This window comes from Daejeonella sp., assembly GCF_037719425.1.
In the GTDB taxonomy this organism is placed as follows: domain Bacteria; phylum Bacteroidota; class Bacteroidia; order Sphingobacteriales; family Sphingobacteriaceae; genus Daejeonella.
In genome coordinates this window covers 1-24430 of sequence record NZ_JBBJNI010000022.1, presented here as the reverse complement: position 1 = coordinate 24430, position 24430 = coordinate 1, and the positions used below count along the sequence as shown (strand labels likewise).

20 protein-coding genes are annotated in these 24430 nt (G+C 41.3%); 10 read left to right on the top strand and 10 right to left on the bottom strand.

Going from position 1 to position 24430, the window contains the following annotated elements; translation table 11 throughout:
* Window positions 1-45: 45 nt before the first annotated feature.
* From WKF69_RS04875 to WKF69_RS04860, 4 genes are all read left to right on the top strand, one after another.
* A complete protein-coding gene (locus tag WKF69_RS04875; RefSeq protein ID WP_340379981.1) occupies window positions 46-1581 on the top strand; it encodes a sulfatase in 1536 nt (511 codons plus the stop codon).
* Between the two features lie 77 nt (window positions 1582-1658).
* Window positions 1659-2816 (top strand): DUF5009 domain-containing protein, encoded by a 1158-nt coding sequence (locus WKF69_RS04870; RefSeq protein ID WP_340379980.1) that lies wholly within the window; start codon window positions 1659-1661, stop codon window positions 2814-2816.
* Between the two features lie 36 nt (window positions 2817-2852).
* Window positions 2853-5684 carry an insulinase family protein gene (locus WKF69_RS04865; RefSeq protein ID WP_340379979.1) on the top strand — a complete coding sequence of 944 codons (2832 nt, stop codon included), beginning with the start codon at window positions 2853-2855 and terminating at the stop codon, window positions 5682-5684.
* 197 nt (window positions 5685-5881) lie between these two features.
* Window positions 5882-6853, top strand: coding sequence for a hypothetical protein (locus WKF69_RS04860; RefSeq protein ID WP_340379978.1), 972 nt, complete (start codon window positions 5882-5884; stop codon window positions 6851-6853).
* On the opposite strand, the gene WKF69_RS04855 is transcribed toward WKF69_RS04860, so the two are convergent.
* From WKF69_RS04855 to WKF69_RS04845, 3 genes are all read right to left on the bottom strand, one after another.
* Window positions 6839-7045, bottom strand: a complete 207-nt coding sequence (locus WKF69_RS04855; RefSeq protein ID WP_340379977.1) for a hypothetical protein — start codon at window positions 7043-7045, stop codon at window positions 6839-6841. The genes WKF69_RS04860 and WKF69_RS04855 overlap by 15 nt on opposite strands.
* Before the next feature lie 27 nt (window positions 7046-7072).
* On the bottom strand, window positions 7073-8446 hold the full coding sequence (locus WKF69_RS04850; protein ID WP_340379975.1) for an AAA family ATPase: 1374 nt from the start codon (window positions 8444-8446) through the stop codon (window positions 7073-7075).
* Window positions 8447-8686: 240 nt separating this feature from the next.
* On the bottom strand, window positions 8687-10240 hold the full coding sequence (locus WKF69_RS04845) for a family 10 glycosylhydrolase (RefSeq protein WP_340379973.1): 1554 nt from the start codon (window positions 10238-10240) through the stop codon (window positions 8687-8689).
* Between the two features lie 254 nt (window positions 10241-10494).
* Between WKF69_RS04845 and WKF69_RS04840 the strand changes: the two genes are divergently transcribed.
* From WKF69_RS04840 to WKF69_RS04830, 3 genes are all read left to right on the top strand, one after another.
* Window positions 10495-11409, top strand: a complete 915-nt coding sequence (locus WKF69_RS04840) for a hypothetical protein (protein WP_340379971.1) — start codon at window positions 10495-10497, stop codon at window positions 11407-11409.
* Window positions 11410-12015: 606 nt separating this feature from the next.
* On the top strand, window positions 12016-12549 hold the full coding sequence (locus WKF69_RS04835) for an ORF6N domain-containing protein (RefSeq protein ID WP_340379969.1): 534 nt from the start codon (window positions 12016-12018) through the stop codon (window positions 12547-12549).
* A gap of 315 nt (window positions 12550-12864) precedes the next feature.
* On the top strand, window positions 12865-13203 hold the full coding sequence (locus tag WKF69_RS04830) for a hypothetical protein (RefSeq protein ID WP_340379967.1): 339 nt from the start codon (window positions 12865-12867) through the stop codon (window positions 13201-13203).
* Between the two features lie 25 nt (window positions 13204-13228).
* Here WKF69_RS04830 and WKF69_RS04825 read toward each other — a convergent pair whose 3' ends face one another.
* From WKF69_RS04825 to WKF69_RS04810, 4 genes are all read right to left on the bottom strand, one after another.
* A complete protein-coding gene (locus WKF69_RS04825) occupies window positions 13229-16954 on the bottom strand; it encodes an ATP-binding protein (protein ID WP_340379965.1) in 3726 nt (1241 codons plus the stop codon).
* A gap of 73 nt (window positions 16955-17027) precedes the next feature.
* Complete coding sequence (gene fabD, locus WKF69_RS04820; RefSeq protein ID WP_340379963.1) at window positions 17028-17912, bottom strand: ACP S-malonyltransferase; 885 nt, start codon at window positions 17910-17912, stop codon at window positions 17028-17030.
* A gap of 16 nt (window positions 17913-17928) precedes the next feature.
* The gene (gene folE, locus WKF69_RS04815; RefSeq protein ID WP_340379960.1) at window positions 17929-18561 is read right to left on the bottom strand and encodes a GTP cyclohydrolase I FolE; all 633 of its coding nucleotides are present in this window, start codon (window positions 18559-18561) and stop codon (window positions 17929-17931) included.
* 11 nt (window positions 18562-18572) lie between these two features.
* Entirely contained in the window at window positions 18573-18986 is a 414-nt protein-coding gene (locus WKF69_RS04810) for a 6-carboxytetrahydropterin synthase (RefSeq protein ID WP_340379958.1), read from the bottom strand.
* An 80-nt stretch (window positions 18987-19066) separates the two neighbouring features.
* Between WKF69_RS04810 and mqnB the strand changes: the two genes are divergently transcribed.
* Genes mqnB through rfaD form a run of 3 tightly spaced genes read left to right on the top strand, consistent with a single transcriptional unit; the run spans window position 19067 to window position 21539 of the window.
* Window positions 19067-19705 (top strand): futalosine hydrolase, encoded by a 639-nt coding sequence (mqnB, locus tag WKF69_RS04805; RefSeq protein WP_340379956.1) that lies wholly within the window; start codon window positions 19067-19069, stop codon window positions 19703-19705.
* Window positions 19702-20553 carry a 1,4-dihydroxy-6-naphthoate synthase gene (locus tag WKF69_RS04800; RefSeq protein ID WP_340379954.1) on the top strand — a complete coding sequence of 284 codons (852 nt, stop codon included), beginning with the start codon at window positions 19702-19704 and terminating at the stop codon, window positions 20551-20553. The genes mqnB and WKF69_RS04800 overlap by 4 nt, the downstream gene beginning before the upstream one ends.
* Before the next feature lie 20 nt (window positions 20554-20573).
* Window positions 20574-21539 carry an ADP-glyceromanno-heptose 6-epimerase gene (gene rfaD, locus WKF69_RS04795; RefSeq protein ID WP_340379952.1) on the top strand — a complete coding sequence of 322 codons (966 nt, stop codon included), beginning with the start codon at window positions 20574-20576 and terminating at the stop codon, window positions 21537-21539.
* 31 nt (window positions 21540-21570) lie between these two features.
* Here rfaD and WKF69_RS04790 read toward each other — a convergent pair whose 3' ends face one another.
* From WKF69_RS04790 to WKF69_RS04780, 3 genes are all read right to left on the bottom strand, one after another.
* On the bottom strand, window positions 21571-22800 hold the full coding sequence (locus tag WKF69_RS04790; protein ID WP_340379950.1) for an FtsX-like permease family protein: 1230 nt from the start codon (window positions 22798-22800) through the stop codon (window positions 21571-21573).
* 22 nt (window positions 22801-22822) lie between these two features.
* Complete coding sequence (locus WKF69_RS04785) at window positions 22823-23461, bottom strand: MBL fold metallo-hydrolase (protein WP_340379948.1); 639 nt, start codon at window positions 23459-23461, stop codon at window positions 22823-22825.
* Window positions 23462-23512: 51 nt separating this feature from the next.
* Window positions 23513-24430, bottom strand: a 918-nt coding sequence (locus WKF69_RS04780) for a M20/M25/M40 family metallo-hydrolase (RefSeq protein WP_340379946.1), incomplete at its 5' end; no start/stop codon positions are given.

Genomic DNA, 24430 nt, shown 5'->3' with positions numbered 1-24430 from the left:
AAGCTCATGCAAGCTTCATAGCCACTAAAAAACAATTACATTCAAATGAAAAAAGGGGCGTTCCTGCTGATAGCGCTGGTGTTAAGATTAAGTGTTTTTGCACAGCAAAATTCTAAACTCAATATAATTGTCATCCTAACCGATGACCATGCAGTTCAATCTATCGGTGCTTATGGTTCGAAATATGGTGCAACACCCAATTTAGACCGGCTAGCCAAGCAGGGTGCTGTTTTTAATAAAGCTTTTGTCGCAAATTCAATATGCGGCCCTAGCCGTGCTATTCTTCTGACCGGAAAATATAGCCATATTAACGGTTTCAAAAACAATCACGACAAATTCGACGCTTCGCAGGATGTATTCCCTAAAAGGTTACAAGCGTCCGGCTTCCAAACAGCATGGGTTGGAAAATGGCATCTTTTCTCATATCCGCAGGGATTTGATTACTGGAATATCCTGCCCGGACAGGGGCAGTATTACAATCCTTCTTTTATTAGTATGAAAGGTGATACCAGTCGTATAGAAGGCTATTGCACAGACGTTACTACAGATATTGCTTTAAATTGGCTGAATGACCGGGATGAATCGAAGCCCTTTTTTATGGTCGTGGGGGAAAAAGCGCCGCATCGGACTTGGATGCCTGATATACAAGACCTTGGAAAGTTCGACAATATTATCTTTCCTCTTCCGGGCAATTTCTACGACAGTTATGATAACCGGATTGCAGCGGCAATGCAGGATATGTCTGTTGAGAAAACGATGAAGATCGGCTACGATCTGAAAATGAAAAGCGATCCGGACAATCTTGCATCAGCATTTCTGGCCAGAATGAACCCTGAACAAAAACAAAAATGGAACGCATATTATGATCGCATTGAGGAAGATTTCCTAAAAAGAAAACTGACCGGAAAGGTACTTACAGAATGGAAGTTTCAGCGGTATATGAAGGATTATTATAGCACACTGCTTTCGCTTGATAGGAATATTGGCAAGATCCTGGATTATCTTGATAAAAATAGCCTGACGAAAAATACAATCGTGGTTTATACCTCTGATCAGGGATTCTACCTGGGTGAACATGGCTGGTTCGACAAACGTTTTATGTACGAAGAGTCGATGCGCACTCCTTTGATCATTCGATACCCCGGCGTTATTAAGCCGGGAACGGTTTCTAATCAAATGATTTCGAATGTGGATTTCGCCCCGACATTTTTGGAAGCTGCAGGAGTCGCTATTCCTAAAGAGATTCAGGGAAGGTCCATGATGCCCTTGCTAAAGAACCCAAAAGCTAGCATCAGAAACTCGGCCTACTATCATTTCTATGAATACCCCGGCGAACATAGTGTGTTGAAGCATTTTGGTATTCGCACGAATCGATATAAGCTGATCCGCTTTTACGATCATAAAAATTTCTGGGAGCTTTATGATCTTCAAACTGACCCGCGTGAAATGAAAAACCTGTATGGGCAGAAAAAATATCAAGCCCTCACGGCAGACTTGAAGAATCAACTTAAGCAGCTGTGTGTGGAGAATAGGGATGAAGAAGCGTTGAAGTGGCTGTCGGCTGTGGGCTCTGAGCAATAACCCACCAACAATTTCCTTTAACACTTTTTTATTCCCTAAAAAAAATGCAGATTTAGTGTTCAATTAACAAGAACTTAATGGCGAAACCTGCAATCTTACAAACTTCACCTCCTAGATTGTTATCTCTTGATTTTTTCCGGGGATTAACAGTAGCAGCAATGATCCTTGTAAATAATCCTGGGAGTTGGGGTCATATCTATGCGCCTCTGAGACATGCCGAATGGCATGGATGTACGCCAACTGACTTGATCTTTCCATTCTTCCTTTTCATTGTTGGAGTTTCAATAAGTTTTGCACTCGGATCGAAAAAAGATCACGCAAAGCATTCGACTCTTATTTTTACCGCTTTAAAAAGAGCTTTGATTTTATTTGCCCTGGGTTTGTTTCTGTCTCTCTTTCCAAAGGTATTCACTGAACCGCTCGAAGCATTAAAAACAGTTCGTATCCCCGGAGTTTTGCAAAGGATTGCCGTCGTGTTTTTTGTATCGGCTGTTATTTTCATCAAAACAACGTCTAAAACTCAGCTCAGAATTCTTATCGGTTTATTAGTTGGTTACTGGCTATTAATGACACTGGTTCCGGTTCCCGGCGTGGGCTACGCGAATCTCGAAAAAGAAACCAATCTTGGAGCATGGCTCGACAGAACATTATTAACCGAAGCACATTTATGGCGCTCTGCAAGGACCTGGGATCCGGAAGGTATATTCAGTACCCTTCCCGCAATTGCTACCGGCCTGTTTGGAGTTTTGGTGGGTTCCTGGCTTAAAAGAAAGGACAAGCCCGATGCTGTTAAGATTTCATGGATGTTCTCTATTGGCCTGCTTGCTGTTATAGCGGGGTTAATCTGGGACTTATTCTTCCCTATAAATAAAGCATTATGGACAAGCTCGTTTGTACTATATGCCGGTGGTTTAGCAACAATCGGGCTTGCGTTGTCTTACTGGCTTATCGATGTTCAGGGATATAAGAAGTATACCACTCCATTCGTTGTTTATGGTGTCAATGCTATTACAGTGTTCTTTTTATCGGGACTAATTCCGCGTATCCTGGCCATGATCAAAGTTGAAATGCCGGACGGATCGCAAGCCGGGGCAAAGGATTGGATGTATCAGACATTCTTTACACCCTACTTTTCTCCGATAAATGCATCACTGGCAGGAGCAATTACTTTTATTTTAATCTGGCTGGTTATCCTTTGGTGGATGTACAGCAAAAAAATAATTATCAAGGTTTAATTTTATACTACACACACCACTTATAAATAGAATATCATGAACAATATTTTCAAGGTCTATATCAGCGCAGTTGCGATATTGATTTCGGCACCCGGCATTATTAATGCCCAAACAACCACCAGGACTGCACAAAAACCTACCCCAGAAGTAATCCCACTTGATCCGGCAATCAAAATAGGGAAGCTCCCGAATGGATTTACTTATTATATCCGTAAAAACGTAGAGCCGAAAAACCGGGTGCAGCTTTACCTGGCTAATAAGGTTGGGTCAATCCTGGAAAACGATGATCAGCAGGGGCTAGCGCACTTTATGGAACATATGGGTTTTAACGGGACAAAGAACTTCCCTAAAAACGATCTTGTGAATTATCTGCAAAAAGCAGGCGTGAGGTTCGGTGCAGATCTGAATGCTTATACAGGCTTTGATGAAACTGTTTATCAGCTGCCCATTCCGTCTGATGACCCGGAAGTTCTAAAGAATGGTCTCCAGATCATGCGTGACTGGGCGCAGGATGCAACACTTGACCCGGCCGAGATCGACAAAGAAAGGGGAGTTGTATTGGAAGAAAAACGTTTAGGAAAAGGTGCTCAACAGCGTTTGCAAGACAAGTATCTCCCAATGATATTCAATAACTCGAGATATTCAAATCGTTTACCAATCGGTACGGAAGACGTACTTAAGAACTTTTCCTATGCCACGATTCAGCAATTTTACAAGGACTGGTATCGCCCGGATATGCAGGCGCTTGTTGTTGTGGGAGATATTGACGTAAACGCAATGGAAGCCATGATCAAAGCTAAGTTTTCAGATCTGAAAAATCCAGCCAAGCCAAGACCAAGGACAAACTATACCATTCCATTAATTAACAAGAACCAATTTATGGCTGTTACCGATAACGAATTTCCCGTTACCGTAGCACAAATCCTGATAAAACACCCTGAATCAAAACTTATCACCCGAACAGACTATAGAAACAGCATCGTAAGATCACTCTTTAACCAAATGCTGGGCGCTCGTTTCGGGGAGCTCACCAAACAAGCAGACCCTCCTTTCCTACAAGCGGGAGCTAATATCGGTGCCTTTCTGGCCGGCCTTGATGTATATAACGCCTTTGTTGTGGCTAAGCCTGGTGAAATGGAGCGTGGCTTTAAAGCTGTACTCACAGAAACCGAGCGGGTACAAAAATTTGGCTTTACTCAAACCGAATTGGATAGGGCCAAGCAGTCATACATGACTAATATGGAATCTTCGTTAAAAGAGAAAGACAAAACGTCGTCTGATCAGCTTGTGAGCGAGTATGTAAGAAATTTCCTTGATCAGGAAGCAAGCCCGGGCATCGCTTATGAATATGACTTAGCCAAAACCTTCACCCCGGGTATAACTCTACAGGATGTTAATCAATTATCCAAACAGTATATTACCGATGTAAACCGTGATGTGATAATCATGGGGCCTGAGAAGGATAAAGCTACACTTCCTACCGAAGCCACCGTGAACGGCTGGATTAATAATGTTAAACAGGAGAACATAACTGCCTTTGTCGATCAGGTTTCTGATAAACCCCTTCTTTCTGCAACACTGACCGGCGGAAAAGTCATTTCTGAAAAGAAGATCCCGGAACTGGGAATAACAGAACTTAAGCTGAGCAATGGCGTTCGGGTGATCCTAAAGCCAACAGATTTTAAAAATGACGAGATTAGCTTTACAGCATTTAGTCCGGGAGGAAACTCGTTATATAGCGATGCTGATTACCAGTCAGCCAGTTCTGCGACTTCCATTGTGAGAAGCGGCGGAATTGCTGAGTTTAACTCTGTACAGCTTCCAAAAATGCTTACAGGCAAGAAGGTTTCAGTAAGCCCGTATATTAGTGAACGCTTTGAAGGTATTTCGGGATCTGCTGCTCCAAAAGATCTGGAAACCGCGCTTCAACTGACTTATTTGTATTTCACACAACCCCGTAAGGACGCTGAAATCTTTAAAGGACTTATCGCCCAAAGTAAGGGAAGTCTGGCAAATCGCGAGAATGATCCAAACAGCGTCTTCGCCGATTCAGTTGCTGCAATCCTTGGCAGTTATAATGTACGCCGGACTGGCCCTTCTTTGAAAAAAGTTAACGAGATAAGTCTTGATAGAGCATTTGATATTTACAAGGACCGTTTTGCCGATGCTAGTGATTTCACTTTCACTTTTGTTGGGAATTTCGAACCCGAAAAAATAAAACCGATGCTTGAACAATATCTCGGTTCGCTTCCATCAACAAACAGAAAAGAAAGCGCAAAGGATTTAGGAATAAAAATTCCATCGGGCAAGATTGATAAAAAGGTGTATAAAGGACAGGAACCGAAAGCAAACGTGAGACTCGTATTCAGCGGAGCACACACGTACAACGAGAAGAACAATAACCAGCTTGATGCTCTTGCAGAAGTCTTGTCAATAAAGCTAATTGAACGTCTTAGGGAAGACGAAGGCGGTGTTTATGGTGTTGGTGCACGTGCATCATATTCCAAACTCCCTCAAGGCAGATATACTATGACGATCACGTTTGGAAGCGCCCCTGAAAATGTTGAGAAGCTTATCAGCTCAACACTTGACGAGATCAACAAGATCAAACAAAATGGTTCTCAGGCAGTCGACCTTGAAAAATTTATAGCGGAGGAAACACGTACCACTGAAACACAATTAAAAGACAATGGATTCTGGCTCAGTTATATAAATAATCAACTTCAAAACGGGGAAGACCCTAAACAGGTATTAACTTATCTCAATTCATTGAAAGAACTTACTCCGGCAGCGCTAAAAACAGCAGCAAATACTTACCTGAGTGGCAATAACTTTATCCGTCTGGTATTGCTTCCTGAAACAAAGTAACCCATATTTTTTTATAGCCCGGTATCTGAAAGATGCCGGGCTTTTTGGTGTAGCGGAATAACGGTTTTCTATGTACTTCAGATGTAATAACAGAAAGTATATGACGGGGTATACAAAATCATGCAGATAAACAATATCTTTAAAACGTAAAACACGGGGAGTTATAAAGTTCCGGTTTCTAAATCACAATAATAAATATGTTCTTAAATAAGATCAAATCCGGGGAATCCGGAATTCTACTTTACGGTATCACACCTCCTAAATCAGAAACAACTCCGGAAAGGATCGCTGAAATTGCTGAAAAGACCCTTGCAAGACTTATCCCGCTGGATCTCGATGCACTTGTAGTATACGACGTACAGGATGAAGCGGCCCGTACTTCAGAAGAAAGGCCATTCCCTTTTTTAAAAGCCCTGGACCCCTTGCTGTTTGCGAAAGGATACCTTCAGGATCTTAAAATCCCTAAAATATTGTATCGCCCCGCTGGAAAGTTCTCAGGTGAAGAATTGTCGGAATGGCTGGAAGAGCTTCACGAGAATAGGTTTTATCCGGTTTTTGTTGGAGTGCCTGCACCGGATTTTCCTGTGAAGACAAGTCTGCCAGATGCATACAAAATTTGGAGCAAAAATGCAGAGACATCTGTAATAGGCGCCGTTACGATTCCCGAAAGACATGAATTATTGAAAGATGAAGATAAGCGGATCCTCGACAAAGTAAGTTGTGGTGTTTCTTATTTTATATCCCAGTGTGTATTTAATGTGGAGTATGCAAAAAAGATTATTGAAGATCTGAGCTGCACCTGCAAAAAAGAAAACAAACAATTACCGACAATTATCTTCACATTAACAGCTTGTGGTTCGGCAAAGACATTGCATTTTATGGAATGGCTGGGTATTCATCTCCCCGATGACCTAAAAGAAGATCTTAAGAATTCAGAAAACATTCTTGAAAAGTCTGTAAATGTCTGCCTTTCTATTGCCTCTGAACTAGCTGACTTTTGTTCAGAACGGGGTATACCATTTGGATTTAATATTGAAAGTGTAGCAATCCGAAAAGAAGAGATCGAGGCGTCTGTTGACATGGTAAATAAGATTGCAGAGATGCTTAATCAAAGAGGCCTGCGAAAGATGAAAGTGTCGGAGCCTTCGGCTCCACTAAGTAACTTTTAGAAAATAGGACAAGTGGTAATGGTAGAATGCGTCAAACTCACTTTCATCACGCTGATAAATATTATTCAAGAAGTGGCGGTCATAATGTCCTTGCCACCATGAAAAAGGCATACCAATATCATAAGGGTGTTCCCGCTTCTTAAAGCGCAAGCAAGGTTTAAAGTATTCTTTGGACTTGAAGTTTTCTTTCATGGCAGATAAAAGTTACTTAACTCAAAGTTAGTCCGAAATTTCTATCTCAAGATTCTGTTGCAAAAACCATTCAATATATTGGAGTAGTGCTGTGCCGGCATAATAAGGAAGATTCATCAACAAATAAGGTTTTTTATTAGGAGTGATAGCTTGCTCTACCTTGAAGGCACCTGCATACATCCGAATGGCGTAGGGATGATCTGCAGCTTCGATGAATTGATGGAGTGATTTTAAACTCCCTGTACTGCCTGATTTTATCTCTATAGGAATAACCAACTTACCATGAGCGTATAGCAAATCTACTTCTGCATTGGACTGGGCTTTTTCTCTCACCCAAAAATTCGGTGTGTGTGCTGAAATACTTTGGACGGAGATTAGTTCCTGTGTAACCAAATGAGGTATAACCGCCCCTTTGTAAGCACTGTTCAAATCATCCATTGCCAGCATTTCGGCTTGAATGCCTAAAGAATAATTGACCAGACCTGTATCGAGAAACTGCAAACGTGGCGCTTTCTTTAAATCAGCTTTTAATGGCGGGAGCAGGTCTGTGGTTGGGTAAATCAAACGCACGATCTTCGCTTCGTCAAGGGTTCTGAATGCTTCTCCTACCTCTCTTGACCGATAGGTTGAATTTCCAAAGCCTTGAAACTTTACACGTTCGTCCAGGTACAGCGGTGCAGTATCCATTAAATGTTTAATGATTTTCCTTTCTGTTTCGTTGGATGTGTACTTTTCTACGTCATTTTTATAAGTGCCCCAGATGCTTTCATAAATAGTCCGTAAATCTGAAAGGCTATGTTTCTCCACGTCTGTTTTTATTACTTCGGGCATACCTCCGATAATCGCATAGCGATGAAAGGCATCCATCAATGTTTGATGTGCAAAAGCTTTTACCGGAACCTGCTGTAATTGTTTTAGCAATCCTTGCTTTCCGGTGGCTTCCAGGTATTCCTGAAAATTCAGCGGATGGAGATATAAGAATTCCACACGGCCTACCGGGAAGCTATGCACTTTTTGCATGGCAAACTCCAATAATGAGCCTGCGCTGATGACATGAAGTACGGGTATTTCTTCATAAAAATAGCGCAATAGCTGGATGGCCTTCGGACTCTCCTGTATTTCATCGATGAATAAAAGAGTATTTGTGACAGCAGATGAAGAAATATTATGTGCTAAAAATAAAGCTTCAAAAATGGTTTGAACATCATCAAAGTCGTCAAAGTAACGGCGGTCTGCTGGTTTCTCCAGGTTGAGCACAATAGCATGTGCATACGTTTTGGCAAAATCCCGTATCAATGTGGTTTTGCCAACCTGACGTGCGCCTCTTATGATAAGCGGCTTACGAGCGGTGCTTAATTTCCAGCGATTAAGATAATCTTCAATACTCCTTTTAAAGGCCATAATAGCAAAAACTGCACTAAATGTAACAGAATAAGGGCAAATTTACAATTTATTTGTAATAAAATAAACCCTATTTATATGCTTCTTTGTCACAGAATAAAGGCAGTTGAAAAATATCATTGTGAGACCAGCAATTTTGCTGAGTCTTTTGGATGATTCTGTTTAGCAGAATCTGGTGAATTGCCATTCCCAGTTTAAATACGATTTTGTCACAAATAAATCTAAAACAACCGACAAAAGCTATTGCATAACTCTAGCTTCTGCTGTCTTTGATACCGCACTTTCATTTTTAAGCCGGTCTATCGTAGTTACAACGTAAACGTAGCTGTTGTTAACACTAACACTAGCATCTGTAAACGAGGTCTGAGCAGCATTAAAGCTGATATTTACAATATGTGCTGGATTTTCAATATCTAAAGTCTGACCTTTTTGAATCCTATACACCACATAACCGTAAGCTTTTTCACCATCTTCGGATACTGTACCCTGCTTCCAGTTTAACTGTACACCCCTTGCAATTGCTTTCGCCGTGAGTTCGTAAGGCGGATTTGGAGAAACTACATCCAGCCATAACATCACAGGTTGCAGCGCCGGATAACGATAAAAGTTATTGCGCAAAGAATCCTTAACGCCCGCCATATTATTGGTTATGGATTTGGAGCTGAAGAAAACGCTCCCCTGAGCCCTTGGATTACTTCTCAAATATCGGATTTGATCAGGAATTTGCCTGCGATCGCTCCATCCCTGACGGTTTTCCATTGACCGATAGACCCCCTGGCCAATATAAACGTGCTTCCCAAAAGAATTCGCAGTCCACCAGTCCAAAAGCTTATCGTACGGGGCGACCTTGTAACCAAACGGGAAATATATTTGCGGATTTATATAGTCCAACCAACCTTCCCGGACCCATTTCCGGGCATCTGCATAAAGCTTTCCATATCCATCAAATCCATTGCTTTCAGAGCCTTCAGGATCCTGGCTAAGATTCCGCCAAATCCCAAATGGGCTAATTCCAAACTTGACATATTTTTTAGCAGCATGAATACTGTCGGACAATACGTTGATCAGCGTATCGACGTTATGCCTGCGCCAGTCTGCCACATTCTTGAATTTTGAACCGTATTTATAGTAAGCCTCACTATCACGTATAACCTGATTATCTTCGGGATATGGATAGAAATAATCATCGAAATGTACTCCGTCAATATCATAGTTCCTCACCACATCCAGAACAACCTGAACGATATACTCGCGAACTTCCGGCAGACCGGGATTGAATAGCTTTTTACCTCCGTAAGTGAAGAACCACTGGGGTTTTTGCTTTGTAATATGGTTTGGGCTGGTATGGGAATCCACCAGGTTCAAAGTGGCTCTATAAGGATTAAACCAGGCATGGAGTTCCATTCCTCTTTTATGCGACTCAGTTATTGCAAATTCAAGCGGATCATAATATGGTGCCGGTGCTTTACCTTGTACCCCGTTCAAATAGCGGCTCCACATCTCTCTGCCTTTTCCATAAAATGCGTCTGCTGCTGGCCGGATCTGGAACATGATTGCATTGATTCCTGTCTTTTTATGATCATCAAGAATCCTGATCAACTCGTCTTTTTGAATATCTGTACTCAATCCTGGCTTAGAAGGCCAGTCAATATTAGCAACTGTAGCAACCCAGGCGCCTCTGAACTCACGCTTTGGAGCATATTTTTCATGCCTCTTTACCGGGCTTGTTTGAGAACAAACAGGTAATGAAAAACTAGACAGAAGGAACAGAAGAAAAATCGGCTTTTGAATCATAAAATTGCCCTGGATTAATTAACAAAGATAATTAATCTAAATATTGGTATCAGGGTTTTTCTGAATTTATACAGCCTGTTCACAGTTTGCAAAAATAAATTCCAGCATCTTGTCCAAATTTACCGGGTTCAAATAATGCGAATCAACTCAGGAATGTTAACTTCGTGTTCATCCGGACAATAAATTTGCCCACATGAAAGTTTAAAGAGTACCGATTTTACATGGACATTTAATTAAAAAACAGACGATTGAACATGGAGAACCAAAACCAGGAACAACCTATCCGTAAAGACTCAAATAAAATATATTTCTTAGTCGTAGTAATATTAGCACTGCTCGGAACCAATGCCTACCTTTTCTTCAAGGACAAGAAAGCTGATAACCGTATTGTTACAATAAGTGATGAAAAGACAGTAATGCAGACTGAAATTGATAAGATTGAAGCGGAGCTTGATAATGCTTCGAGCAATAATGTCAAGCTCTCCGAGCAAATGCAAAGCGAACAATCTTTAGCAAGAGAGAAGATCCAGGAATTACGAACATCATTGAGGAAAGGCCAGCTAACTAAGGGGCAATTAGAAAAAGCTCAGGAGGATATCAAACAATTACGCTACTTCGTCACTAAATATACTGCCGATATAGATGTTCTTAGAAAGCAGAATGTCACTCTCACCAGCGAACGGGACGTCCTGAAAACCGCCGTGGATTCAGTTAGCTCCAAAGCAAGTGATCTTGAGCGTCAAAATCAGGAACTAAATACAAAAGTTCAGGCTGCTGCTGCGTTGAAAACTGGGAATGTATCTGTAGGTGCTTTTGAAATCAGAAACAATGGCAAAGAGAACGGCGTTACCCGGGCAAGTACTGCCGAGAAGATAAGGATCAACTTTTCTGCTGTAAATAATTCAATCGCTGAAAAAGGTCTTCATGATATTTATATCAGGATTATTGATCCGAGTGGTAACCTCATAATCTCAAATTCCGGAGGACTATTTGCTGCGGATGACGAGGAGCTCCAATACACTTATAAAACGGCCATCGAATTTGCCAATGATGGAAAAGTATACTCTATAGATTGGGCAAACCCGGGTAAATTTCAGAAAGGTACTTACACAGCCGTGCTTTACGCTGATGGTTATACAATGGGTAAAGGGACACTTACATTGAGATAAGCCTCATGATTTGAAGTTTGACGAATATCGTTGATTGCCCCCCTTGGTTTAAGTTTAGCGAAGCGCTGTTAAATCATCGATAATAAGCGAGGACTCTGTCCGGCAAAAAGTAGAGCCCGGCTGCATTATTATGCTATTAATGATGCTTAATAGAATAATTAGAATAAACGACAAAGCCCAGCTAGTCCGAGCATGTAGGTTTGTGAGCTAGGGCGAGTTTGCAGCGCGTATTTTATTAGCAGACCAATGAGTTTCTCTATTGAGAACAATTCTGTAAAACCAGTATTTTTTAAAATCGCATAAGCAACACACGTATTATAAATTAAGCCTGGCCAAATTGAGCTGGGCTTTGTTGTGTTTAATGGGCAAAAGGGTAGTGTTACAGATTTGTTGGTATTCCCATAACATTCTGATTTTCAATTATAAAGTAAATTCCGAGATCACCGAATAGCTGAAAGAAAAGGATGTTCGGACGGTTCACTATATGGCGGGTCATCGTTATATCAGCGGTACCGAGCATTATCAAACCAACAACCTGGAAGATCTGAAAGGCGCGTTAAATAAATACCGGCCCTTGAAGTGATAGAATAAAATATATTTGTACTAATGAGCAAGCAAACAAAGTCAGTGGCCATCCCGGACGAGGTTGTGATGAATAAGATCTATGTTATCCGGGATCAGAAAGTGATGCTGGATGAGGATCTTGCAGAATTGTACGGAGTAGAAACCAAGGTATTGAACCAGGCTGTATCCCGTAATAGTATCCGGTTCCCGGAAGACTTTATGTTCAAGCTGACAGAAGAAGAGTTTGCAAACTTGAAGTCACAAATTGTGACTTCAAGATGGGGAGGCAGAAGGAAGCTTCCGAATGTTTTTACAGAACACGGGGTATTGATGCTATCAGGCGTACTGAACAGCGAACGGGCTATCCTGGTCAATATCCAGATCATGCGGATCTATACCCGAATCCGTGAAATGCTGCTTGCACATAAAGATGTGTCCCTGCGGGTTGAGCAGGTTGAAAAACACCTAATGAAGCATGACCAGAAAATTGAACTGCTGTTTGCCTATTTAAGTAAGTTCATCGAAAAAGAGGATAAGCCACGTCCAGAGATCGGCTTCAAACGTAAAAAGGACTAATCCGGCCAACGTTAAAAAATATACTTCATAGGTTATAAATAGACTTTTTGCAAGTAATTTTGAATTACAGCTATAAAAGTTTGAATTGTAGCACATTAAATAAATCCATAAGAGGCCCCTTCTTTCCCACCACTGAACCCAAGCTTTAAGGCACAAATCGTTCTTTATAACACTGAAGAAGTGTAACCGGAAATTTGGCGAACAGTGAAAAAATTGCGGTAACCAGTATGATTACCCGGCCGGAATTTATTCCGTCAAACCGATAAAACTATAGGTTATTCCCAATTGTATTATAGCTGAGTAAACCATTTCAATATGACCTTATCAGATCAGGCTTTCAGAGAAGAATTCAAACCGATACAGATTCCCGCTTCATACGTTCTCAGTGATACGCTCGAAAATCGTGCGATATTTGCCTTAGCAAGCCTTGGAGAGGCTAACGGTGACGAGGTATTTGAGAAAGTACGTGAATTCGAGCCAGGTATTAAGGAAGTTACTATCAAGTTCATCAAACAATATCTTTTCACTCTTTATGAAAAGGGCCTCCTGAAAGGCAATAAAGTGGGAAGCAGTATTAGATATAACCTAAGTAAAATTACAGATCCTAATGAGGGATATGTAGATCCGGATCTACTATCACCAGGCCTTGACTAAAACAATAGAATTTTAAAGTCTATTGCTAGCTGTTCACCATTGGAATTCTAATAAAGAAGGTGGTACCCTTTCCCGGGAAAGTATTAAAGCTTATACTGCCGTCAATATTTTCGATTGCCTGTTTAACAAAAGCGAGGCCAAGACCTGTCCCTGAACTTTTAGTCGTGAAGTTGGGCGTAAATATACTTTGCCCCAATGCTTCAGGAATCCCTGAACCATTGTCACGGATCTCCACGAGGACTTGACTTTCCTCGCAATACATGGCAACATCAACAACGCTATTAACATTAGCTTGTCGGGCTTCAACCGCATTTTTTATAAGGTTGTTAAAGCACCGCAAAAGCTGGTCCCTATCAGCTCTGATTAATACCTCCCGTTCGCAGTTATCCTCGAACTTTACTGTGGTATGTTCGGACTGTATATACAACTCCACAGACTGGGTGAGCACTTCTTTTAAGTCTACGTTGTCTAATACGACCTCCGGCATCTTCGCAAAGTTTGAAAATTCGGAAGCGATGTGCGAAAGGCTGTCGATCTGTTCGATAAATGACTTGCTGAATTTTTCGAATTTTGCATCAAAATTAGGGTCCTTTTCTTTCCATGATCTATCCAGCAACTGAACTCCTAATTTAAGTGGTGTTAAAGGATTCTTAATTTCATGAGCCACCTGCTTTGCCATTTCTCTCCAAGCGTTCTCACGCTCAGATCTCGCCAGTTTCTGTGCACTATCTTCAAGTGCAGCAATCATCGTGTTATATTCTTTTATCAGATTCCCGATCTCATCATTCCTTTTCCATAGAATCGCTTCGTTCTTGCGGCCAATCTTGGTTTCACTTAAGCTTTTCTGAATCATGGTAAGCGGAGTGGTTATACGATTCGCTACAAATACAGCGAAGAAACCTATTGCCACAAATACAAGCGCATAAACATTTAAAAGCGCGTTTAAAAATATTCCGACCCGGTCTTCATAGTCTTTTTCATTGGAAAAATATGGCAAGCCCAAATATGCTATCGGCTCATTTTTACTGTTTCTTAATGGAACATAGGCTGCAAGAAATGAGAGGTCGCCTATCTGCTCCGTATTTATATATTCGGATTTTTGAAGTCGATTTAAATATAAATATGACAGGGAGTTCATTTTTCTGGCAATTAAACCATTCTCATATATCTTCGGCTGCGTCGAATGAATAAGTTTTCCTTCCAGGTCGAAAAGGTTAAGATCGGCACCATTCACATCTGCATAAGTATTAAAAGCTACTTCCGCCTGCTCATTTCCTGCGAGGATATCATTGTCAATAAGCTGCTTATTAAACCCTGCGGAAATTTTTGTGATCTTATCTAAAACAGTTTCTTCCTGTTGCTGCCGGTATTGCTGGCTAATGTTATAGTAAGTGATCAGACCTGTGATAAGTAACGTGATCACCACCGCAGAAACCATAGAAAACTGGATCCTCGTTTTATATAGCATCCTGTTTGTTGTAATCAGATAGTTCCATCGGAAATTTCTGAAACTGATATGATAATTCTGGACACTATACCACAACCACTGAAGGAGGTAAACCAGCATCGCGAAAAACAAGAGCACTAAAAATATAAAAGAGGCGGAAGCCAACTGGGTTAACAGGTTATTTACTTCTTTACTTATTACAATAAGCTTCCGCTGATTCGCCTGATAAATCAAATGATTATACCTCTTCCCGTCATCAACATCGTTGACGAAGACAAAGTCCTTTACTTTGCCCTTAAAATCAGAGCTCTGAAGATTATATACATATTTGCCGTGTTGATTTAAAAGAAGCCCCTCGTTGTAGTAGGCATAAGAATAATCCTTAAGCTGCACATCTTCTTTGATCTTCCCATCAACAAGAAGTTCTGGAAATGCACCCATTTGATCGTGGCGCTTTGAAGTCAGCTCCAGAACGAGTGTACCTAAAACATTTATACTATCCCTAACAGGCAGCAACGCAAAATAATGCTGAAATCCGAAGGTATTATTCTTTCTATAAAAATAGTCGGATACTTTAACAGAGCCTTTCAGGACAAGATTTTTAAAACTCGATAAAGCGACGCCGCTCTCACCCTTGAAGAACATATCTCGTTCATCATATTCGTAAGCCGCAAAATCATACCTGGATAAATACCCAGCCATGTACAATTTAAGAAGGCGGTTATTTAAAGCACCCTGGCTGGCGAGTGGATTGTTGAAATAGTCTATGACGAACTTGTCTTGCAGGATTTCCTTCTCGATATTAAAAAAGAGAAGTACAGCATTAGGATCTCCTGATGATTCCAATTTTGCGGCCAAAAGCTTTCGGCTTTCGCGTTCTTTCAGGAACTGAAATCGCGATAGCTTTAATGATCCAATCACTGCGAATATGAGCAAACAAATCACGAATGCCCCGGGATTAAACTTACCATTATACCGATAATATGCCCATCCCGAGATGAGCAGTATCATTGCAAAAAGGAAAAAGAAGATATTAAAATTGGAGAAGAAAACGCGATCAATAAAGACCACAAACAGGCCACCCATAAACATAAACAGTCGTTCCTTATTATTTAGCGATAGTGAGTCAGAGATCGCAATTGCGGAATCGATTATGAGATAGAGATTCAGTATAGAGAAGCAAAAAATAAGAATCCCAAGCCAACTCAGCCAGTTAGAATTCATCACGTTTGTCACATCGAAGCTGATGTTTGAATTAGTTACAAGCCCGTAAAACAGGTCATTTGTTGCAGAGGCTAGAGCACAAACAATAAAGCCAATGAGAACAAAAATTGTACAGCTCAAAAGTTTTCCGAGAGGCTTTTCTGTTTTGAGAATCTGGAAGCGATAGGAGTGTATAAAGGTCAGTAGCCACGTGAAAGAAAATACATTTAAGAAGAACTCACCAAGTGAAGGAAAAAAATAATTGGACGCGTAATGTTTTGGATTAAAGATCTCGATGTCAAAGTGATTGGCAAACCATCTAAATTCCAGATCCATTAGGCGGAAAGAAAGGATAAAAACAGCGAGCAATAATGTAGCAGTGCGCACCTGCCCCCTATTAGCAATGCCTGTGCAGAGATGCGTTACGAAGATAAACAAGAAAAGGGTTGACAATATCCACATCCACAACTCCAGCGATGTATAAAAGGTGTTTTTTACGCTTGGCCTAAGCTTAACCGAAAAAAGATATTTACCCTCCACATTCCGGATATTAAATACATCCTTATCAATCAGCCCTGCAATATCCAGATTGTCGGAAGAGATAAGCTCCCTTGCAAATTCATTTTTAAGATATTCATTTTGGTATGGATACTTTGCCATCACCGGGATATAGCATATCACCGAAAATTTGCCCTCTGACTTTTTTATAGCCTCATAGTAACCATTTTCCCAGGGAATAAAAGTTGACCCTTCTTTCAGTAGCGTGTCAGTCTCGAGTATTATCTTAATTCCACTCCAAAAGTTAAGCTTACCTGCCTCAAAAGTTTGTACGTAAATATTTCTTTTCTCGCTTAATTCCTTGATTACGTGCTGTGCCCAAACTTCATTCTTAGCGACATTCTGGAGGGAGTCAAGGTTCGCCCGATTGTTTACAAATTCCTTTACGAATACTTCTTTTCTGTGAAGACGGCGCTCGATCTTCTGTCCATCAAGATGGAGGACCTCAAGCTTATCTATAGTGAGGTCGATTGTTAAAGCTGTACATGCAAAGCCAATGGCCAGCATGAGTAAGAGTAACCGAATCTTGAAATTTCCGCTCAAAGACAATCGTTTAGGTAAACTATAAAAAGTCAAAAATGCACAAAGATTGTGCCCTTTCGGATATCACCGCCGTCTAATTCAGGGAAGCGCTGCTAGTTTCAACGGCTCGGTTCACTTTTTTGACAAGACCCTGCAAAACGCTCCCTGGACCTACTTCGGTAAAGGAGGTTGCGCCATGTTCTAACATCTTTTCGATTGTTTGTGTCCAGCGTACTGCGCCTGTTAGTTGCGCGATAAGATTATGTTTAATGCTTGATACGTCCTTGTAAGGCTTAGCATCAATATTTTGGTAGACAGGGCAAATCGGCTCATTAATATCAGTAGCTTCAATAGCAGCCTGAAGCTCTACTCGGGCTGCTTCCATAAGCGGTGAATGAAATGCTCCGCCAACATTTAGTTTCAATGCACGTTTTGCTCCCGCCGTGGTTAAAAGTTCACAAGCTTTGTCAACTCCCTCTATTGTTCCGGATATTACAAGCTGTCCGGGGCAATTATAATTCGCGGGAACCACGATATCACTTACTCTCTGGCAAATATCCTCCACAGTGAAATCATCCAGGCCCAGGATAGCCGCCATAGTCGAGGGTCTTATTTCACATGCCTTCTGCATTGCGTTTGCCCTCGCGTTCACCAGCCGCAAACCATCTTCAAAGGTTATCGCATCAGCAGCTACGAGTGCTGAAAATTCACCTAGTGAATGTCCGGCAACCATTTCGGGTTGAAAATCGTTTCCAAGCTCTTTTGCAAGAATCACTGAGTGAAGAAATATCGCCGGCTGGGTAACCTTAGTTTGCTTCAGATCCTCTTCAGTTCCACTAAACATGATATCCGTGATCCGGAAATTCAAAATTTCATTCGCTTTTTCAAATAAATTCCTTGCTCTTTCTGAATGGTCGTAAAGATCCTTTCCCATTCCTACAAACTGGGCTCCCTGTCCCGGGAACAAATATGACTTCATATAATAGATTTAATACTTAGCTGAGATTAGAGGTAATAAGCTTCAGAAACTCACTACGCGTGGTTTCATTAGCGAATTCACCAGTGAAAGCAGATGTAGTTGTTACCGAATTTTGCTTTTGAACTCCTCTCATGGACATACACAAGTGCTTACATTCAATAACGACAGCAACACCTGCTGGTTTCAACGTTTCCTGAATACAATCACGGATCTCATTGGTAAGTCGCTCCTGAACCTGCAGACGACGGGCGAAAGAATCTACTACACGCGGAAGCTTGCTTAAACCAACAATATACCCGTTGGGGATATAAGCAATATGTGCCTTACCAAAGAATGGAAGCATATGATGCTCACACATTGAGAACACTTCAATATCTTTAACTACGACCATCTGGCTATAGTCTTCCTTAAACATAGCGGAACGGAGAATCTCAGCCGGCTTAGAATCGTACCCATGGGTTAAGTACTGAAGCGCCTTTGCAACCCGCTCAGGGGTTTTTACTAGCCCTTCACGGGATGGATCTTCTCCGAGATCAGCTAGAATAGCTTCATAATGAGATGCAATACGATCAATTTTTGTCTGATCATACCGGTCAATTTTAACGTATCCGTCGATCTGTTCTTCGTTGATATCTTGTTTTCGATCCATGCGTTCTATGCTTATGCTCCAAAGTACTCTACCGAATTGTTTTCTGTCTCAAAAAGTTTTACACTATGTAATTGGGCACCCTGTTCTTCGATATATGGCTTAAGCCGGTCGAATATAGTTACAGCAAGTATTTCTGTAGAGGCCAGCTTTCCCTTCATAAAATCTACGTCAAGGTTAAGATTCTTGTGATCTAGTTCACTGGTCACATACGCTGTAATTATCGCCTTCAGTTCTTTCAAGTCAACTACAAATCCTGTTTCAGGATTAATTTCTCCTTTTACGGTAACGAATAATTCGTAGTTGTGCCCATGCCAATTAGGGTTTGAGCATTTACCAAAGGTTTCTAAATTTTTTTCGTCACTCCACTCCTCACGGAACAGCTTATGTGCTGCATTAAATCTCTCTCGCCGGGTAATATAAATCATGTTCAATAATTAAAATGCAAATATACTTAAAGTAAAACTTGCCTTAAGTACAAATTAAGCGATTTGCTTAACTTTGCTCAATGAAGCTATTGCTTGTTGCTGCTACTCTACCCGAGATACAACCCCTTCTGTCGGCCTTCCCGATAGAGAATGGCTACGAAGAAAAGTTAATCGGTAAGCATTCGGTAAAGACCCTTCTTACCGGAGCAGGCATGGTTCCTACAGCCTTTTCGCTAGGCAGGCACTTAGCGGATTCTTCATACGATCTGGCAATAAATCTAGGTATTGCCGGCAGCTTTGATTTTGACCTAAACCTCGGCGATGTCTGTTTGGTTAAAGAGGATACGTTCGCAGAGCTGGGAGCGGAAGATGGTGACGACTTTCTGTCGTTCGATAATCTGGGTTTGGGAATTACTTCACAATCTTATCGTCCAAATCCTGGTTTCGCAACTGCACAGCTCAAAGAAGTCAGCGCCATTACAGTAAATAAGGTTCATGGCCATGAGTTATCCATCGCAAAGGCTATCGCTCGTTTTAATCCGCAGATTGAGAGCATGGAAGGTGCTGCCTTTTTTTATGCGTGCAATCAGTCTGAAGTACCTTGTATACAAATCCGTGCGATCTCAAATTATGTTGAGCGGCGTAATCGTGAAAAATGGGAAATCGGCCTCGCTATAAAAAACCTGAACGATACGATCATTAATCTATTAGAAGGATGAAGCTGAGCCTGGGATTCTCTCCGTGTCCGAACGACACATTTATTTTTGATGCGATGATCCATCAGAAGGTAGATACCGAAGGGCTGAGCTTCGAAGTTTTCTATGAGGATGTTGAAACACTTAATCAAAAGGCTTTTAAAGCCGATCTCGATATCACAAAACTGAGTTATCACGCCTACGCATACCTTACGAAGAATTACGTTTTATTGCATTCGGGCAGCGCGCTCGGCTTTGGCGTCGGCCCATTACTTATTTGTAACGATCCATCTATATTACAGGAAGGCATTGAAAGCCTCGCATCCCGTATAGGTAATCTTAAAGTAGGAATACCAGGTGAGTACACAACAGCAAATTTTCTTTTGAACCTGGCATTTCCTGAAGCTGAGAACAAGGTCGAAATGAAGTTCTCAGACATTGAACCTGCATTGCTAAACAATCGTATTGACCTGGGCGTGATCATTCATGAGAACCGCTTTACTTATGAAGACAAAGGACTTTTGAAAGTCATAGATCTCGGTGAATATTGGGAAAAACTTACTTCATGCCCTATCCCCCTCGGGGGTATAATGATCAGGCGCAATCTTCCTGAAGATATCAAGCAAAAAGTAAATCGGATTATTCAGCGGAGTGTGATGTTCGCCATTAAAAATCCGCTGTCAGGCTTAGAGTTCATACGCTCGCATGCCCAGGAGATGAGTACTGAAGTGATGTATAAACACATAGAGTTATACGTCAACAAATATTCTGTTGATCTTGGAGAAGAAGGGCGGAGAGCGGTGAATATATTTTTTGGAGAAGCTTTAAAGAAAGGGATCATCCCTGACACTACGCAAAACCTATTTTTATAATTAAATTCAAATCATAGAAAATGATCATTATTACTGGTGCAGCTGGATTTATAGGAAGTTGTTTGGTTCAAAAACTAAACGATGAAGGATTTTATGATCTTGTGTTAGTTGATGATTTCTCCAAAGCGGAAAAGAATAAAAATTTCGAGGGCAAGCGCTTTTCAAAACAAGTTAACCGTGATGTTTTTCCGGAATGGCTTAAAGATAATCAACTGCTTGTTCAATTCGTGTTTCATATTGGCGCCCGTACAGACACCACCGAATCTGATACTGATCTCTTCGACCGGTTAAATCTCGATTACACAAAAAACATTTGGAATATCTGTGTTGAGTTCGGGTTGCCTCTGGTATATGCGTCTTCCGCCGCAACCTACGGCCTTGGCGAACACGGCTACGATGACGATGAATCCAAAATCTCCCTGCTGCATCCCTTAAATCCTTATGGAGATTCTAAGAATGATTTTGATAAATGGGCTTTAGCTCAGAAAAAAAAGCCATATTTCTGGGCCGGCTTAAAATTCTTCAATGTTTACGGCCCCAACGAATATCATAAAGGCCGTATGGCTTCTGTGATATTTCACACATACAATCAGATCCGGAAGACCGGAGAAATGAAGCTTTTTAAATCGCACAATCCGGATTTTAAGGATGGCGAACAAATGCGTGACTTCGTATATGTTAAGGATGTAATTGATGTCTTGTATTTCCTGATGCACCATCGTAAAGATTCAGGCATTTATAACCTGGGGTCGGGAACGGCCAGAACTTTTCTTGACCTGGCAACAAACACATTTAAGGCGTTGGGCGAGCCGGTGAACATTTCCTTTGTTCCAACCCCGGAAGATATCCGCGAAAAGTATCAGTATTTTACAGAGGCGACGATGGGTAAGTTGAAATCTCTGGGCTATCCAACGGACTTTCATACACTGGAAGAAGGTGTGGAGGATTATGTCAAAAATTACCTGTCTAAAAGTGCATATTTATAAAGCGTACTAAAATATTGAACAGCGCTGAAAACTATAACTCTTCACGCAGGCTTCCCGTATTTTTAACACTCAGCGTGGATGAAATCCCCGAAGCGATGAGCGATACAAGTAACACAGTTCCGAAAACAAGGATAAAGTCAGTCCACTTTATGCCTACCGGATACGAGTCAATTATTAGGCTGGCACCTGCCATTTTGATAAATCCAAAATGCTGCTGAAAGAGACAGAATATCAGGCCGGCAGCCATTCCCAGTACGCATCCTACCATCGAGATCATCATTCCTTCAATAAAAAAGATCCCGCGAATTAGTCCATTATCAGCTCCCAAACTGCTTAAAATTGCAATATCCTTTTTCTTATCAATAACCAGCATCGTCAAAGACCCGATGATATTAAAAACAGCAATGATTAGTACGAAAGTAAGGATCATGAAAATAGCCCATTTTTCAGAGTTTAGGATCTTGTAGAGAAGCTCATTTTGCTGACTTCTGTTCTTGACAAGAAAATCCTTACCCAGGATTTCTGAGATCTCTTCCTGAAATTCACTGACTAAAATATCATTTTTCGTATTAATTTCAATCAAGGACACCTTGCTTTCTTCACCCAATAACTCGCGAGCGAATCCAATTGGCACAATCATCATGTTATCAAATTCCTGCTGCACTGAAAATACGCCCGAGGGATGAATTGACATCACATTGAATTCGTCCGCTGGATTTATCGAATTTGCTGCATTCTTTCGCGGAGAGTAAATGTCAAGGTGTCTGAAATCATCATTTAGATTAACCGATAGATAGTTTTGTATGGCAGAACCGATCACAGCAAGATTTTCCCCTTTTTCTCTCAGAATGAAGCTTCCGCTGGAGATAGCTGAATCCAGGCTTACCTGGCCATTCATGTAATCTTCGCTTACGCCTTTTACCAAAGCGATTGATTGACTTTTGCCGTATCTGATAAGTGCTTTTTCCTGCAGCACTTCAGTATAGTTTACAATCCGGTTGTCGTTCTTGATTGTCAAGAACCGTGTATCGGTGGGTTCAAAAGCTTTGCCTTCCGCGGGCTCGATCCTAAGCTCCGGGCTGAAGGTGTTGTACATTGAAAGTACTATGTTTTCAAAGCCGTTAAATACAGAAAGAATGATAATAAGCGCCGCACTTCCAACAAAAACACCCAGCATGGAGATGCCGGAGATGAAGTTAATCGCATTCACCGATTTTTTCGAAAAAAGGTATCGCTTAGCTATGTAATAGGATGTATTCAATTTTTATGAAGATCTTAATCCCTTAAGTTAGAAAAGGATTAAATTGCTTTTCATAGCCAATCATTGTGGATTGTCCATGGCCGGGATACACGCGGCAGTCATCGGCAAGGGCGAATATCTTCTCCCGTATATTGTTGATGAGCTGACTATGGTTGCCGCCCGGAAGATCTGTACGACCAATACTTTGGTAGAATAAAACATCTCCTCCGATCAGGATTTTATATTCCTTATTATGAAAACATAAATGTGCCGGAGAGTGGCCCGGGCAAAATAATATCTCAAGTTCACTCTCACCAAAACTTATGGTCCCTGTTTCAGGCAGATAGGTTTCCGGCAAAGGTGAAACTTCATATCGGATGCCCATTTGAGGTGCATACGAAACAACCGCATTCAAAACTGGCTGCTCTCCCTCATGAAACTGAGGAAGCAAACCATATGTGTCATAAATAAACTTGTTGCCTAACACATGATCAATATGGCAATGGGTATTTAAAAGCATTACGGGTTTTAGCTTTTTTTCTGCGATGAATTTAAGGACGTTATTTTGCTCGTCGCCGTCATACATTCCCGGATCGATAATCACACATTCCATACTGTCATCATACAACAGGTAGGTATTTTCCTGATATGGATTACAGACAAAGACTTTAATGTTGATCATTACTATAAAAGTACCAAATTCCAGTCGAATTGTTTTAACAGCTCAATTTTACTATTTCACTGCAGCATTCTTTCTGGTAAGGCGATAGATCATTATTGCAGCTCTTTGAATAAGATAAGGGAATTCTTTCAGGTTGATGGTTTCTCCGGGTTTGTGAGCTCCTCCGCCAGAAGCTCCCATACCATCGAGTGAATCAACATATTTGGCGATATCAGAAATATCCCCTGCACCTCTGGAACCAGGATCTCCCGCTTTAGTAGGGCCAATGCCCAAATCTTTTGAAACACCATCCAGAAATCTTACAAGACTATAATTACCTTCGGTGGGTTCCATCGCCGGAAGGCCATCTGAAAACGAAATACTAGATTTAGTCCCGTTAAGTACCTGACTTACGATTGCACGCATCTTTTCCCTTGCCCTGTCACGCTGAGCTTCTGACATAAATCGAAGGTCCCCAGCTACATACGCCGCCGGCGAAATAATATTAGTTTTACCAACAGCCTCAACCTTTGCGGCAGCCTGATCAACTTTTATCTCCGAGCCTCCGCTCATTAAACCAGGGTTGAAAGTTAGATATTGTTCGCTTGCAAGTTGTGTACGAAACTCGTTCACAATCCTTGAGGCTTCATATATTGCACCATAGCCGGCTCCATCGCTGAAAATACCTGCAGAATGCCCGGTTTTAGCCTCTACGTTGAGCACCCATCCTCCGATTCCCCGACGGGCAACAGCAACAGTATTTAAGCCCTGTGCACCTTCAAAGCCCAAAGCTATATCCGTAGTTTTTGCACGTTCAATAAAATCTTTCCTGGCAACATAATGCGGAATACCGCCCCGCTCCTCATCACCAGTAAAATAAGCGATGATCTGTGTGTTTTTAAGCAAACCTAATTCAGCGAGAGCCTTTAACGCACCAATCATAACTACATTTCCACCCTTCATATCATTAACACCCTGCCCGGTTGCGGT